This window comes from Hymenobacter aerilatus (genome assembly GCF_022921095.1).
GTDB classification, from domain to species: Bacteria; Bacteroidota; Bacteroidia; order Cytophagales; family Hymenobacteraceae; genus Hymenobacter; species Hymenobacter aerilatus.
Map to the genome: position 1 here is coordinate 4,749,675 of NZ_CP095053.1, position 15,231 is coordinate 4,764,905.

Below are 15,231 nucleotides of genomic sequence, written 5' to 3' on the forward strand. Positions count from 1 at the left end.
GTCAACCCTGACAAGGTGCCAATCACGCTAGGCCTACTGTACCACCAGCCGCCGGGTGGTGCGCTGGCTAGCCAGGGTTTCGGCCTGCACCACGTACACGCCCGCGGCGCGGTCGTGCAGGTCGAGCTGGTGGGTGCGAGCAGCGCTGGCAGAGCGGTAGAGCAGGCGGCCCGTCACGTCGAACATTGACACGCGCACAGGGTCGGGGGATTCTAGGGTAGCCGTGCCACGAGCCGGATTGGGGTAGAGCTGCACGGCCGTGAGCAGGGTAGGGGCCGTGGGGGCGTCCGTGACTACCGTGCCGCGCATGGCGTAGGCCACTATGCCGCCACTTTCGAGGCCGATGAACAGCTCGGGGCGCTGGTCGCCGTTGAGGTCCGCCACGGCGGGCGCCAGGCGGCTGCGGGTACCCTGCCCTAGCCACGCTTGCTGATAGCGGCCCAGTAACTCGTTGTAGAACGTTTCGGAAAGCGGCGTGAAGGCGCCTTGCTGCGCCCGGTAGTTGGAAAACAGCCGGATGCGGCCGTCGCTGTCGGTTACCAGCAAATCGGGCTGGCCGTCGTTGTCGAAGTCGGCCACGGCGGGGTGCACGTTGTAGGGACGGTTGGTGAGCGGGGCTTCTCGCGGACTACGCAGCTGCCCAAAATCGGCATTCACCAGCGCAAATGCTTGGCTCAGGTTGGCTGCACCAGTGTTGCGGTAATAGCGTAAGCTGGTGGCGGCCTGGTCGTTGATGTTGGTGCCGATCAGCAGATCCAGGCGGCCGTCGCCGTCTACATCCGTAAAGCACGGCGCATCATCAATGTAGTTGGGTAGGTTCTGAATAACCTGGGCCGTGGCGTTGTTGAACGCGGCTGGCTGCCCGGCCGGTGCGGTGTTCAGCAATACCCGCAGCTGACTGGTAGGCGCGGGCGTGCCGTTGGGGTTCATCGGAATCACCATCAGCGCCAAGTCGGGGCGGCCGTCTTGGTTAAGGTCCGTGAGCAGAGGCCGGATGCCAGCGTACCGCTGCATAGACAAGTTCAGGTAGTCCTTGGTCATCAGCTGAAACGTGGGCTGCGTGGCCGTGCCCACGTTGCGGTAATACGTCAGCGAAGCCCGGAAAAAGCCCTTGGCGCCGTTGCGGTTGGTGCTGCCCACCAGCATATCCAGCAGCCCGTCGCCGTCGATATCGGCAAAGGTAGGGGCGGCACCTTCGCCGGTGTCAATCATGCCGCGCTGCAAAAAGTCGTTTTGGCGGTAGGCAAAGTTAGGCACCGCGCCGGTGCTGGTGTTCTCATAAAACGCCACCGATTGCGTGGTGTTGATGGTGTCCTGATTATCGAACACGCTGGGCGTCACCACCAAGTCGGGGCGGCCATCGAAGTTCACATCGAGGTGGTAGGCGGTAGGGAAGTTGGCGACGCGCACGGGTGTGGTGCCGCTGGGGAAGCTGGAGCTGAGGCTGGCACTGCTCATCAGGGCTTCCGATTTGGTGCCGTCGTTGCGCAGGCTCACCAGCTCAGCGCAGTAATCGCGCCCCACCAGAGCATCCTGGTCGCCGTCGCCGTCGAGGTCGAGCAGGGTAATGTTGTGGCCGCCCGTGTGGGCCGTACCTGCCGGGCGGCAGTAGGTGTTGTTGAAGGTGAACGAGGTGCAGGAAACCGCACACGAGGCAAAGCCGCCCCATTGCGGTGCTTCCAGTCGGAATTGCAGCCCCCCGCAGGGCTCGGGGCTGCTGTTGCGGTAGTACTGCACCACCGCGCTGTTCACGAAGTCAAAGGTGACGATGTCCAAGCGGCCGTCGCCGTCCACGTCCTGCAAGGCGGGCATGTTGTAGCCGCCGGGCAGGATGTTGCCCTGAAGCGTAGGGGTGTTGAAAAAGCTCAGCTGCTCACTTACCAGCTGAAAGTCGGGGCGGCCACCGCTGCCTGCCACGTTGCGATACACGGCAATGTTACCACTCCGGGAGGTGAACAGGTCTGGGCGGCCGTCGCAGTCGTAGTCGCGCAGCAGCACCCAGTTCACGAGGGTGCTGGGAAACAGCGCCTCATATTCGGGGGCGTATTGGTAGCGGCGTCCCCCACCCGGGGCCGCCACGTTCAGAAACGTGAGCGAGCGGTTCGTGACGCGGTCGAACAGGTAAAGGTCAGGCTGCTGGTCGCCGTTCAGGTCGATGGCCGAAAACTGGGGCGAGTTCAGGCCGCCTACCCAGGCGTTGGGTAGGGTTTCGGTGCCGTGCACTATTTTTACGAGGTCGGGCCGACTGACCAGGCCAAACGGCACATTGTTTTGGGCCGTGGCCACCAATGGACCCGCTATTACGAATAAGAAAAGTAAAAAACGGTTCATTGGCAGCTGTTTTAGTAGTTGCAACGCACAATCACGTCACGAAAGTACTTCACTAGGTTCATGGTAGATACAGCGGCCCTCTACGCCCGGTTCCTTCAGTGCACCGCCGTCAGCACCGACTCGCGCCAGGCGCAAGACAATACCTTATTTTTTGCATTGAACGGTCCCAGCTTCCGGGGCCGCGACTTCGCCCCGCAGGCTCTAGCCCAGGGTGCCCGCCACGCCGTCGTCGACGATGCTGCTCTGGCTGCCCAGGACCCCGAGCACTATACCTACGCACCCGACCCGCTGTTGGCTTTGCAGGAGGTAGCGCAGTACCACCGCCAGCAACTACAGATTCCGGTGCTGGCCATCACGGGTTCCAACGGCAAAACCACTACGAAAGAGCTGATTAACGCGGTACTGAGCCGACGCTACCGGGTACAATACACGCGCGGCAACCTCAACAACCACATCGGCGTGCCGCTCACGCTGCTCAGCATCCGGCCCGGGGAGCACGAGCTGGCCATTGTAGAAATGGGGGCCAACCATCAGGGCGAAATTGCGCAGCTCTGCGAGCTGGCCGCCCCTACCCATGGCCTGCTCACCAACATCGGCCGCGCCCACCTCGAAGGGTTTGGCGGCGCCGAGGGGGTAGCCAAGGGCAAAGGCGAGCTGCTGCTCTACCTGGCCGCGCACAATGGCACGGCTTTCATAAACACCACGGACGCCAAAATTGTCGAGCGGGCCATTGGGGTAGACCGGCAGGTGTCCTACCCTGGTGCCAACGACTTGTACCCCGCTACACTGCTTCCCGGTCCCGATTCCGCCGTGCGTCTCCGCTTGTTCGACGGCACCGAGGTAACAGCCCAGATTACCGGCGACTACAACTTCCCCAACTTGGCCGCCGCCGCTGCCGTCGGTGCATATTTCGAGGTGCCTACCCCGGATATTGCCGCTGCTCTAGCTGCCTACGCGCCCACCAACAACCGCTCCCAGCTGGTGCAAACGGGTCGCAATGAAATAGTGCTCGACGCCTACAATGCCAACCCCAGCAGCATGGCCGCCGCCCTGCGCAGCTTCGCCGCCCGCCCTACCCAGGCTAGCGGTAAGGTGGTTATCCTGGGCGACATGTTTGAGCTAGGCGAGGAAAGCGCCGCCGAGCACGCTGAAATAGGTCATATACTTGCCGATCTACCTATCGACACAGTAATAGTGATTGGTCAGGAAATGAAGAATGCAGCACTAACGAATATTGCTGCAAAACACTTCGTCACCAAATCCGAAGCCGCCGACTGGCTGAAACAACAGCCGCTTCAGAATCAGCTGATTCTGATTAAAGGCTCGCGCGGTATGGGGCTGGAAACGCTGTTGGAGCTGGTGTAGCTAGGACCCCACCCCCAGCCCCTCCCCTCCGAGAGGGGTGCCAGTCGCAAAACTAATGTGTCGTTGAACGCGCCCCTCTCCCGGAGGGGAGGGGCCGGGGGTGGGGTCCCCTACTTCCCGATCTTCATCTTATACAGCCGAAACGGGTACTGCACCTTATCCTCGCCGTTGTTCCACTTGGGCGTTAGGTTGATTTGGGCAGCCGTGAGGTAGAGGTAGCCGTCGGGGCCGATGGCGAAGGTGTCGGGCCAATGTAGGCGCGGGTCCTGGGTCACGGTTTCGAGGTGGCCGGCGGGTGTCACGCGGCGCACGGCGTGGTTGGGCGAGTCGGTGAGGTAGACGTTGCCAGCCGCGTCGGCAATCATGCCGTGCGAAATGCCGGTTTCGCCTACCGTTTCCACATGTTGGGCTACCTGCTGCGTGTTCAGGCTGGCATCGCGCAGGTACTCGGTTTTGATGCGATAAAGCTTGGTCTGGTTGATGGCGCGGTAGTAGAAATACTCGAAATCGTGGGTCAGGGCAATGCCGTTGACGTTGCTGCTGAATGGCTTGCCAGTTTTGTCTTTCACTTCTTTGCCGTCGATGCGCAGCACGTAGCCCGGCTCGGCCATCGTCGATTTGTGGCCTTGCAGCACTAGGCGACTCTTGCCAGTTTTCAGGTCGAGCACCACGATGGCCGCCAGCTTAGGGTCGGAGAGGTAGGCAACCTGCCGGCGCGTGTCGATGCGCACGTCGTTGAGGCCGCTCCGCTCGCGCGGAATGTCCTCGAAGCGGTAGACACGCTCCACCTGGTTGGTCTTTAGGTTGATTTTTAGAAGCTTAATGCCCGCAATCAACGGCGCCTCATCACCAGGATTCGATGGGTCCAATACCCACAAATTATCTTCCTGATCTACAAAAACCGTCTGCACGCTCACAAAGCGCGTGCGCGCTTGCAGAGAGTCCCATTGGTTCCACTCGGCGTTGGGGTAGGGGCGGCGCTGCCCGTTCACAATTTCCGCCACAGCGTAGTCGTAGTTCTTGTCCTTCTTTGGAAACGTCACGAAAATGCGTCCCTGCTGCGACACTGCTACCCCAATGGGCTGGTGCTTGCCAAACTCGGCCACTTGCAGCAGCGGCGTGCCAGTCGTTTGGGCCGCGGTAGGTAGGATGGACATAGCAAGGAGCAGCAGGAAAAGGATCGTTGATTTCATGTATCGGAAGGTCAGGAGATCAGGAGAAGCAGTTTGTAACGCTGTCATCTTTTTCATTCTGTCATCCTGAGCAGCGCGAAGGACCTTCTCAGGTCGGAACGAGTCGTTAGTACGCCTGTCGTTCTGACGTGAGAAGGTCCTTCGCGCTGCTCAGGATGACAGAATGAAAAAGATGACAGTAGCTGGTTTTCCCTACGGCGGCCTTTCTATCTGGGTTGATGCAAGCCGCGTTGCGCAACCTTCAGCGTAGCAGCAGGGTAGGGAAGAAGCGCCCCTCCTTCCACTGTTCTGCTAACGCTGTATCTAAATGCGCTTCCTCTTTCTACTACTGTCCTGCCTACCGCTGCTACCCGTATCAGCCACCGCTCAATCTTCGCCTAACCTTACCAAAGGCCGTATCGTGCGGCAAGACCCTAGCCTCGACCAACTCCTCGGCTCCGACGCGAAAATTGAAATCGTAGGCTCCGGCTTCGTGCACATCGAGGGCCCGCTGTGGGTGGCCGACAGCAGTATGCTCCTATTTTCGGATACTAAGTCGCGTACGATTTACCGCTGGTCGGAGCAGAAAGGATTATCGAAATTCTTGGAAAACAGCGGCTACACTGGCCGCATGCCCTATGGCGAGGAGCCGGGTAGCAATGGCCTGGCATTGGACGGAAAAGGCAACCTGCTGCTCTGCCAGCACGGCGACCGGCGCATCGCCATGCTACCCCTCTCCCAGAAAAGCGGCCTGCTCACCCTCACCGACCGCTACGACGGCAAGCGCTACAATAGCCCCAACGACGTGCTGGCCCACCCCACCAACGGCGCCATCTACTTCACCGACCCGCCCTTCGGCCTACCCCAACAAGAAAAAGACCCCCTCCGCGAGATTTCCGTGAGTGGCGTCTATCGGCGCGATGCCAAGGGTAGGATAACGCAGGAAGTCACGGACCTGTCGAAACCCAACGGCTTGGCTTTCACCGCCGATGGCCGCACGCTCTACGTCTCTAACGCCGACTCGCTTCGCCCCGTGATCATGCAGTACGACGTGCGCAGTAACGGCAAGCTCAGCAACGGCCGCGTGTTTTTCGACATGGCTACCCTACCCAAAGTGCGCCCCAAGGAACTACCCGATGGCCTGAAGGTAGACCAAGCCGGCAACGTATATGCCACCGGCCCCGGCGGCGTCTCCATCCTCTCGCCGGCAGGCAAGCTGCTCGGCACCCTCGACCCCGGCGAGGTGGCCGCCAACTGCGCCTGGGGCGACGACGGCCGCACGCTCTACATCACCGCCAACACGTTCCTATGCCGCATCAAAACCAAAGCGCAGGGTGTGGTGACACGGAAGAAAAACTAAAACTAGTCTAGTTCCCCTCCTTTTTGAAGGAGGGGTGCCCGCAGGGCGGGGTGGTAAAACCGTTAGAACGGCAACTAGAACTAGAAGCTAAGAAGTAAAGAGATTAATTCTACCTATATCGTTCAACGAATTTTACCACCCCGCCCTGCGGGCACCCCTCCTTCAAAAAAGAGGGGAACTAGCTTCTAGCTCTAGCTCCTAATTTTTAGCCTCTAATAACCCCACCAACTCCCGCACCAGTCCGGCATCTGTCTGCCAGTGCGTCGTGTCAAACTCGTTCGGCTGTGGGGGTAGGGGAATCAGTTTTTTGGCGCTGGTGTGAAACTCCGTGGCGCCCGTAGCTGCCGCTAGAGGCAGGAGATTATCGGCGTGGATGCCGGCGCCTGGCTGTATGCTGATGCGGCCGGCTGCTTGTGCCACCAACGCCGCCAATTGCTGCTGGCCGGCCTCGGCAGAAGTGGCGCCTCCCGAGGTCAGGATACGCGCACAGCCTAGCTCGATAATCTCCTCCAAGGCCTGCGCCTGGTCTTGGCACACGTCGAAGGCACGATGGAAGGTGACCTGCATGGGGCGTGCCAGCTCTATCAGCGTGCGACAGCGGGCTACGTCTACACGACCGTCCTCGTCTAGCATGCCCAACACTACCCCGTCGCAGCCCAGCTCGCGGCAGGCCAGCACGTCGGTTTGCATGAGGGCGAATTCCTCGTCGTCGTACACGAAGTTGCCCGGGCGGGGCCGAATCAAGACGAATACCTGAATGCTGAGCAGCGCCCGTACGCGCCGAACGAGGCCGTAGGAAGGCGTGATGCCGCCCTGCTCCAGGTTCTGACACAGCTCGATGCGGCTGGCCCCGCCTGCCTGCGCCGCTTGGGCCGACTGCACCGAGTTAGCGCAAATTTCCAGGGTATAGCTCACTTCAGCAGGTACTCGCAATTGATGAGCTGCTTCTGGTCTTTGGCATCGCACACAGCGTAGCTGAAACCTTTTTGCAGGGCAAACGCCCCTACCTCGCCCTTACTGCTCACGGCAATAAAGCCCACCTGAATGTCGCGGGCGGCCTTATCGCCTTTGATGCGGAGGATACGCTCCACGGCGGCCTTACAGGCCGCTTTCGGCGAGAGGCCCTGGCGCATCAGCTCCACTACCGTGTGTGAGCCCACCATCCGAATCACGTCTTCGCCCTGGCCGGTGGCGGCGGCGGCGCCTACCTCGTTATCCACGTATAGCCCTGCCCCAATAATGGGCGAGTCGCCCACGCGGCCGCGCATCTTGAAGCCCATGCCGCTGGTGGTGCAGCTGCCGCTCAGGTTGCCCTGGGCATCCATAGCCAACATGGCAATGGTGTCGTGGTTTTGGGGGCCGCCCACGGGTCCTACCTTCTTCTGGTTGCCGCTGTTCTCGATGTTGACAACGGGCTTATACTCGCTCTTTTTCAGCCACTCTTTATACGCTGCGGCTGCATCGGCGCTGAGTTCTAGGGGCTCCAGCGGGAAGCCTTGGGCCACGGCAAACTGCTGGGCGCCCTCGCCTACCAGCATCACGTGGGGCGTTTTCTCCATTACGGCCCGCGCCACGCTGATGGGGTGCTTGATGCGCTCCAAGGCCGCCACGCTACCGCAGTTGTACTTGTCGTCCATGATGCAGGCGTCGAGCGTCACGATGCCGTCGCGGTCGGGGTTGCCGCCCAGGCCTACGCAGCAATTCTGCGAGTCCTCGGTCACGCGCACGCCGGCCTCTACGGCATCTAGGGCGCGGCCGCCTTTGCTGAGCACCTGCCAGGCAGCCTGGTTGGCGGGCACGCCGTCGTTCCAGGTGGCAATGGCCAGGGGTTTGTTCTTTACCTTGCCAGCAGGGGGTAGGGCCGCCGCGGCCACGGGTTTGGTTGCCAGCAAAGCCAGGCCGGCCGCCGACGATTTGATGAATTTTCTACGATTGGACATGCACAAGCAAAATGCGTTCGGGGTTAAAGAACGCAAGATTTAGGCATTTCTGCGCGATTTGGATGCAGACCCTACCCAACCAATGACTGGCGCGAGTTTGCAGCTCGTGCCTATGCTATTGTGAAGCTGTGCCTCACCCGCAGGAACGAATACGCGTTGCCCATTTCCAGCTTGCCGCGCTGCGGCAGATGAGGTACAACCTCATCCGCGAAGCCGGCACGAACTGCAAGCTCGCGCTAGAAGGAGGTAACTATGCCAGTGAAGTCGTACTTTTCGCAGCGTCATTCTACTTCATTATGTCTTACCGTTTTATCTCTACCCCTATGCGTACAGCATCTACCATCTTACTACCCCTTTTACTTCTCGGTGCTCCGCTAAGCGGCTGGGCGCAGGCCACGCAACCGATGACCGTCAGCCAAAAGAACCCCGCGAGTCGGGAAGAATTCAGTGTGTTGACGAGTGATACGCAGACCAAGCATGGCGCCTACCGTCAGTATGGCGGCCGCAAAGGCACTGTGCTGCTCGCAGAAGGCTTCTACATGGCCGGACAGAAAGACAGCCTGTGGACGGAGTACTTTGACCTAAGCAGCCAGCCGAAAGCCAAAGGCAGCTACCGCCGCGACCAAAAGGTAGGCGAGTGGGAATACTACGCGCCCGATGGCACCCTGGCCACCCGCTACGACCATACCACCAATCAGTTACTATTTCGCTCGCCTAGCAAGTGGCCAAACAAGCTGGTCATTCGCCCCTTGTCCAAAGATGTGGTGATTACCGAACCCCCCATTGCGCTGGTCGGCAACGATGCTTTGGCGCGGTCGGTGGGCATGAGCGTGCGCTACCCAGTGATGGCGTTGCGCAATAGGGTAGGCGGCGAGGTGCGCGTTGCCTTCACCATCGACAGCAACGGCAACACCTCGAATCACCGCGTCGTGCGCGGCATCGGCTCCGGCTGCGACGAGGAAGCCCTGCGCGCGGTAAAGAGCCTGCATGCCGAATGGATTCCGGCCTCCGCTAATGGGCAGCCCGTGGCATCGGAATGCGAGATGCCGGTTGTGTTTGCGGTTAGGTAGGGAGTGTTACATGGGTAGGATATGTGGATAGATAGCATTTAAGGTATTGCAACTTCCCAACTGGTGCGAGCTTGTAGCTCGTGCCTAAATTGGGTGAGGTTGTGCCTCGCCTAGACTACAGGTTAGCATCAGAAGTAGCCTCTGTTGCTAATATCTCTACAGTAGTTGTTAAAGGAGTAACGGTAGGAATGAAACTTCGCAACGCTACATTAAAGAAGTCTCTAAATTCATCTATTAAGAAATATTCTTCGATTTTACGTCCTTGTTCAATTTGCTCCTTAATATTTAGCAGCTTCGTTTCTTTTGAACCAGGTACTTTTTTGCCTTCTTCTGTTAAATATTTTTCTAATTCGCCTCGTCTTAGAATATAGATTTTGTGATTCGTCCATATATCATCTAAACAGTCATATAATTTTTTCTTAAAATCAATATTTTCAGAAAGCTCTAAATCTTCATGAGTAATTTTCTTCTTAATTTTTGGTCTCAAAAATTCCCAAAGTCCCAGTAGTTATGGTAGCCTAGAATTGTCTTGTGAGACCGTGTCCATCATATGGCAGAATGATTTAGCATCAATGCTTTTTTCAGGATCTAAAAGACGCTTTTTTAGGTTTTTACTCTCCCATTCATCTATGAATTTTGTCTTTTCACTTCGTATTTCTCCGATGTCGGTATGAAGTGTAGTTTCAATTCCTTCAAAAAGATAGTCTAGGTCAGCTAATGCATAATATGGTATTCCACATTCTTTAAGCACCCTTGTGATTTTTGCTATGTCGTTTTTGCCGTTTGCTCTAGCTATGCTGACATTACATTCATCCAAATATTCATTGCCTTTTACTATGCTATCAACTATTACAGGAAGTATAAACTTTTCTCCTCCTTCGCATATAATTACTGCGTCAGCGAAAAACATTTCGCTATTTTCACTTCTTAATAAAGTTTGTATCTGACTTTTGTCAGCTGATGAAATATTTAAATAGTTAGATTGTGTTCTTCCATTTATTTTTTTAATAACTGATATATTGCTTAACTCGCCAGCTTTTATAAATTCAGTTGAGTGAGTAATAACGATAACTTGGTTTTGCTTATCTGGATTTGTATTAACAAACTCACTAAGCCTATTTGAAATTACACGTCTTGCTTGAGGGTGCAAATAGAGTTCTGGTTCTTCAATAGCCAGAATAGTAGCGTTTTGGTGAAATAGACTGCAATAGTAAGAGAATAGTCCGATAATGACAGCACTCTGAATTCCCGACCCTTTATTCTGTAAATTTGAGTTGAATCCATCATTTACGAATACTTGAACTTGTTTATATATTTCCTTAGGATCATGGAAATACTGAAAGTTTATAGACGTTTCATTAAAGGCAACCTTTATTTTTTTGCTTATATCTTTAGCAAGTGCATTATAAACATTGTTGCCTATTTCTTCTACTACGCTCAATGCCTTTTTTAAAACATTCTCAATATCAGTGTCTTCATTAATCTTATGACTCTTTTTATCGTTCCAAACTTTTCTTAATAGCTTCCCATACCAAGACCACGTGTTTGGCTTAAGCTGGTTTACAGGCTCTCGGAATGCTGGTAGAATGGCGCTAGTGATAAGAGCATCCCTGAAAATGGGTGATATTCCCCAAAGTACATACCAAGGTGCGTCTTTCTGAGATACACCTGATTCTTCGGATACTTCCTCTTGATAGAAAAACCTATACTCCTTTTCGTATGTTGTATCTATATCAAGACAAGCTTTTGCATAAAATAATACCATTATACTTTTAGATTTTTTAATGGAATTAATCAATAAATCTAAATTACTTTTTGGTTTGAAATAAGTTTTATCCAAATAATTTTTGTGAAAATATACATCAGCATCGAATACTGAATGTTCAGGAACTATATCTATTTTGCCTTTCGTACTTCGAAATGGAACTCCATTTAATTTGCCTCTATATATTCCTTTTATCTTTGATAATTCTTCCTCGTTAATATCTGTTTCTCTTAATTGGCTAAGGATCCAGAAGTCTTCGCAAGGGCCTTGCTCATGTTCGTGAAAATCGGTATAAGTAATATCTGTGTATAAAGGATTTTTACTGCCAAAACTTATATCTAGAGCTTTTACTATATTGCTCTTTCCTGCGTTGTTTTTTCCAACGACGACGTTTTTGCCCTTCGTTAATTTTAAATGCAAATAATCTATGCTTCTAAAATTTTTAATATAAAGCGATTCTATATACATAAAACGTTGATCAGTATTAGGTGAGCATTATACAAGTATACTATTAAGTGTGTATAAATGTAGCCTTGCATCAGCAAAAAAGCTCACCCTATTAATAAGGTGAGCTTTTTTGCTTTTCACACGTTTACCTTCCTACACCCCTACCTTCTCCTCACTGCCCAACTCACTCAGCACCCGCTTGGCTGCTTGCACGTTCTTCACGTCGTCGATGGTGATGATGAGCTGTTCCTTGCGCTCCTTCATGGTGGCGGTGCGGGGGTGAGTTTGCACGTAGTTGAGCACCGTGCCGAACTGGTCGCCCTGGAAGTAGGCCTCGTTGTTGGTAGCGGGCACGTAGGCTTTCAGCACGTTCTTCTTCAGCGTCACCTTCTCGAAGCCCACGCGGCAGGCCTGCCAGCGCAGCTTCACGATGTCGGCCAGTTGCTCTACCTCGGCGGGTAGGGGGCCGAAGCGGTCCACGATGCTGGCCACCAGCTTGCGCAGGGCCTCGGGGTCCTTCACGCGGTCGAGCTTGCTGTAGAGTTGCAAGCGCTCCGACACGCTGCTCACGTAGCTGTCCGGAATCAAGATTTGCAGGTCGGTTTCCACGTTGCACTCCTTGGGGCCTTTGGTGCCAGCAGCTTCCTGGAGGCGGCCGGTGGTGTCGCCCAAGAACAGGTCGCGGAACTCGGTTTCCTTCAACTCCTGCACCGCGTCGTCCAGGATCTGGTGGTAGGTTTCAAAGCCCAGGTCGTTGATAAAGCCCGACTGCTCGCCGCCCAGCAGGTTGCCCGCGCCCCGAATGTCGAGGTCGCGCATGGCCACGTTGAAGCCCGCGCCCAGGTCCGAGAATTCTTCCAGCGTGCTCAGGCGCTTGCGGGCGTCGGAGGGTAGGCCGGCCACGGGCGGCGTGAGCAGGTAGCAATAGGCCTTCTTGTTGGAGCGCCCTACCCGCCCGCGCATCTGGTGCAGGTCGGAGAGGCCGTGCATGTGGGCGCGGTTGATGATGATGGTGTTGGCATTAGGAATATCCAGGCCCGACTCGATGAGCGTGGTGCTCACCAGCACGTCGTACTCGCCATCCACGAACTTCATCATGCGCTTTTCCAGCGCGTCGCCGTCCATCTGGCCGTGCACGTAGGTCACGCGGGCGTCGGGCACCAGGCGCAAGATCATAGCCGCTTGTTCCTCAATGTCTTTTACGCGGTTGTGCACGTAGAACACCTGCCCGCCGCGCTTCAGCTCCCGCGAAATGGCGTCGCGCACCAGCACCTCATCAAACACGTGCAACTCCGTTTGCACCGGCTGGCGGTTGGGCGGCGGGGTAGCAATTACAGAAAGGTCGCGGGCACCCATCAAGGAGAAGTGCAGCGTGCGCGGAATAGGCGTAGCCGAGAGCGTGAGTGTGTCCACGTTCACCTTCAGCTCCTTCAGCTTGTCCTTGGTTTTCACCCCGAACTTCTGCTCCTCGTCAATCACCAGCAGGCCCAAGTCCTTGAACTTCACGTCTTTGTTGGTGAGGCGGTGCGTGCCGATGAGAATATCGGTTTTGCCCTCCGCCACCCTACCCAGCGTGTCCTTGATCTGCTTGGTGGTCTTGAAGCGGTTGATGTACTCCACCGTCACGGGCAGCTCCGAGAGCCGGTCGCGGAAGGTTTTGTAGTGCTGCATAGCCAGGATGGTCGTCGGCACCAATATCGCTACCTGCTTGCCATCGGCCGCAGCCTTGAAGGCAGCCCGAATGGCTACCTCGGTCTTGCCGAAGCCCACGTCGCCGCACACGAGGCGGTCCATGGGGTGGGGTTGCTCCATGTCGTGCTTTACGTCTTCGGTGGCCTTGCCCTGGTCGGGCGTGTCCTCGTAGATAAAGCTCGATTCCAGCTCGGCCTGCATAAACGAGTCCTTGGCGAAGGCAAAGCCCGGCGCAGTCTTGCGCTTGGCGTACAGCCGAATCAGCTCGGCCGCAATGTCCTTCACCTTCTTCTTGACGGCCTTTTTCTTGTTTTCCCACTCCGGCGAGCCCAGCTTGCTCATGGTAGGCGGCGTGCCCTCGGCTCCGCTGTACTTGGCAATCTTGTGCAGGGCGTGAATGCTCACGGTCAGCACGTCGTCGTCGCGGTACACCAGCCGGATGGCCTCCTGCAACTGCCCGTTGATGTCCACCTGCATCAGCCCCGCGAAGCGCGCAATGCCGTGGTCCTGGTGCACCACGTAGTCGCCAGGCTGCAAGGTGCGCAGCTCTTTCAGGGTAAGAGCCTTTTTCTTGCTGAACTTGCGGGTTTCCTGGGCGCGGTAGTAGCGCTCAAACAGCTGGTGGTCGGTATATACGGTCAGCTTCAACTGCTCATCCACGTAGCCCTCGCGCAGAGCAAGTAGGAGGTGCTGAAACTGCACGTTGTTGTCTAGCTCATCGAAGATGGTGCGGAGCCGGTCGGCCTGCCGCACCGAGTCGGCCGCGATGATGCTGGTGAAACCCTGCTGCTGGTAGTCGCGCAGGTTTTTGAGCAGGCGCGGAAACTCCTTGTTGAAGCTGGGCTGGGGCTTGGCTGTGAAAGCAAACTCCTCGGCCCCGGTCTTGAAGTGAAACCGCTTGCCGAACTCCACCACCGCAAAGTTTTCCAACTGCTTGCGGAAGGTCTTGGCCGTCTCAAACAAATCGGCCGGCTTGCTCACAATCTGCGTACCGCCCGCCGATTCCAGCAGCCGCTGAAAGCCCGCGTCGGCCTTATCGAACGATTCGTCCACCACGTCCAGCGTCAGGCGCACGTCCTTGGCCCATACCGTCAGGTTGCGGGGTAGGAAATCCAGGAAGGCCTCGCGGGTTTCTTGCAGCAGCTTGGTCTGCACGTTCGGGATGATGCTGATCTGCTGCTTGCGGTCTACCGAAAGCTGCGTTTCAGGGTTGAACGTGCGAATACTCTCCACCTCATCCCCAAATAGTTCGATGCGGTAGGGTAGCTCGTTGGCGTAGCTGAAGATATCCACAATGCCCCCGCGCACGGCGTATTGCCCGGCCTCGTACACAAAGTCCGTCCGCTCGAAGTCGTACTCCCCCAGCATCTCCCCGATGAAGTTCACGTCCAGCTTCTCGCCTACCTGCACCGAAAAGGTATTTGCCACCAAGCTCTTGCGGTTGATTACCTTCTCGAACAACGCCTCGGGGTATGTGACGATAAGGGCACCGACCGATTGCGTCTCTGGTTGCTTTTCCTCCACCTCGGGGGTAGGCTCCACGGCTTTCTGGCCTTTGCTACCCTTGCTGCCGCTGAGGCGGTTCAGCACCTCGGCGCGCATCAGCACATTGGCGTTTTCAGTCTCGTCGAACTCGTAGGGGCGCTTGTAGGAACTAGGGAACAGCAAAGGCTCGGCCTGCGGAAGCAAGTGCTGCAAGTCGGCCAGGAAGTAAGAGGCTTCCTCCTTGTCGTGCAGGATGAACAGGTGGTGCTGCTCGGGGTAGAGCGTGTGCAGGGTAGCGGCCAGCACTGCGTCTTGGCTGCCTACCAGCCCGCGCAGGTGCAGGCGGGGTAGAGGAGTATCAGTAGCCGCCTCGGCTTTCTTAAGCGAGCGAAGCGTAGCCGGATTCAGGCGGGCGCCCACCGTCAGCACAGTCGGGTCGAGGCGGTAGAGCTGGAGGAAATCAGTGACCTTCAAAACAGGATATAGCTAGGAGGGAGGGCAAAGGTAGAAGCCCGGCCGAAAGGATTTTTCGGTCGGGCGCGCTCAATGGTATAGTAGTAGCAATACCACAACCGCGCAACGAAAGTTTCCGGTACGGCCGGTA

The 15,231-nt window shown here is 56.3% G+C and carries 10 protein-coding genes; 3 read left to right on the forward strand and 7 right to left on the reverse strand.

Features of this window, described 5'->3' with window-relative positions; translation table 11 throughout:
- Window positions 1–33: 33 nt before the first annotated feature.
- Window positions 34–2,331 (reverse strand): T9SS type A sorting domain-containing protein, encoded by a 2,298-nt coding sequence (locus tag MUN82_RS19875; RefSeq protein ID WP_245093244.1) that lies wholly within the window; start codon window positions 2,329–2,331, stop codon window positions 34–36.
- A 60-nt stretch (window positions 2,332–2,391) separates the two neighbouring features.
- Here MUN82_RS19875 and MUN82_RS19880 point away from each other — a divergent pair, with 60 nt between their 5' ends.
- On the forward strand, window positions 2,392–3,696 hold the full coding sequence (locus tag MUN82_RS19880) for a UDP-N-acetylmuramoyl-tripeptide--D-alanyl-D-alanine ligase (protein WP_245093246.1): 1,305 nt from the start codon (window positions 2,392–2,394) through the stop codon (window positions 3,694–3,696).
- A 110-nt stretch (window positions 3,697–3,806) separates the two neighbouring features.
- Here MUN82_RS19880 and MUN82_RS19885 read toward each other — a convergent pair whose 3' ends face one another.
- Window positions 3,807–4,889 carry an SMP-30/gluconolactonase/LRE family protein gene (locus MUN82_RS19885; protein ID WP_245093248.1) on the reverse strand — a complete coding sequence of 361 codons (1,083 nt, stop codon included), beginning with the start codon at window positions 4,887–4,889 and terminating at the stop codon, window positions 3,807–3,809.
- 307 nt (window positions 4,890–5,196) lie between these two features.
- Between MUN82_RS19885 and MUN82_RS19890 the strand changes: the two genes are divergently transcribed.
- Window positions 5,197–6,228: an SMP-30/gluconolactonase/LRE family protein gene (locus MUN82_RS19890; RefSeq protein ID WP_245093250.1), complete on the forward strand. Its 1,032-nt coding sequence runs from the start codon at window positions 5,197–5,199 to the stop codon at window positions 6,226–6,228.
- Between the two features lie 198 nt (window positions 6,229–6,426).
- On the opposite strand, the gene MUN82_RS19895 is transcribed toward MUN82_RS19890, so the two are convergent.
- Together MUN82_RS19895 and MUN82_RS19900 are read right to left on the reverse strand one after the other, a co-directional pair.
- On the reverse strand, window positions 6,427–7,143 hold the full coding sequence (locus MUN82_RS19895; protein ID WP_245093252.1) for a copper homeostasis protein CutC: 717 nt from the start codon (window positions 7,141–7,143) through the stop codon (window positions 6,427–6,429).
- Window positions 7,140–8,168, reverse strand: coding sequence for an isoaspartyl peptidase/L-asparaginase family protein (locus MUN82_RS19900; protein WP_245093254.1), 1,029 nt, complete (start codon window positions 8,166–8,168; stop codon window positions 7,140–7,142). Before MUN82_RS19900 ends, MUN82_RS19895 begins: the two co-directional genes overlap by 4 nt.
- A gap of 323 nt (window positions 8,169–8,491) precedes the next feature.
- Here MUN82_RS19900 and MUN82_RS19905 point away from each other — a divergent pair, with 323 nt between their 5' ends.
- Entirely contained in the window at window positions 8,492–9,238 is a 747-nt protein-coding gene (locus tag MUN82_RS19905; RefSeq protein ID WP_245093256.1) for an energy transducer TonB, read from the forward strand.
- 115 nt (window positions 9,239–9,353) lie between these two features.
- On the opposite strand, the gene MUN82_RS19910 is transcribed toward MUN82_RS19905, so the two are convergent.
- From MUN82_RS19910 to mfd, 3 genes are all read right to left on the reverse strand, one after another.
- Complete coding sequence (locus MUN82_RS19910) at window positions 9,354–9,725, reverse strand: hypothetical protein (protein ID WP_245093258.1); 372 nt, start codon at window positions 9,723–9,725, stop codon at window positions 9,354–9,356.
- Window positions 9,726–9,746: 21 nt separating this feature from the next.
- On the reverse strand, window positions 9,747–11,471 hold the full coding sequence (locus MUN82_RS19915) for an ATP-dependent nuclease (protein WP_245093260.1): 1,725 nt from the start codon (window positions 11,469–11,471) through the stop codon (window positions 9,747–9,749).
- 132 nt (window positions 11,472–11,603) lie between these two features.
- The gene (gene mfd, locus MUN82_RS19920) at window positions 11,604–15,101 is read right to left on the reverse strand and encodes a transcription-repair coupling factor (RefSeq protein ID WP_245093261.1); all 3,498 of its coding nucleotides are present in this window, start codon (window positions 15,099–15,101) and stop codon (window positions 11,604–11,606) included.
- Window positions 15,102–15,231 lie beyond the last annotated feature (130 nt).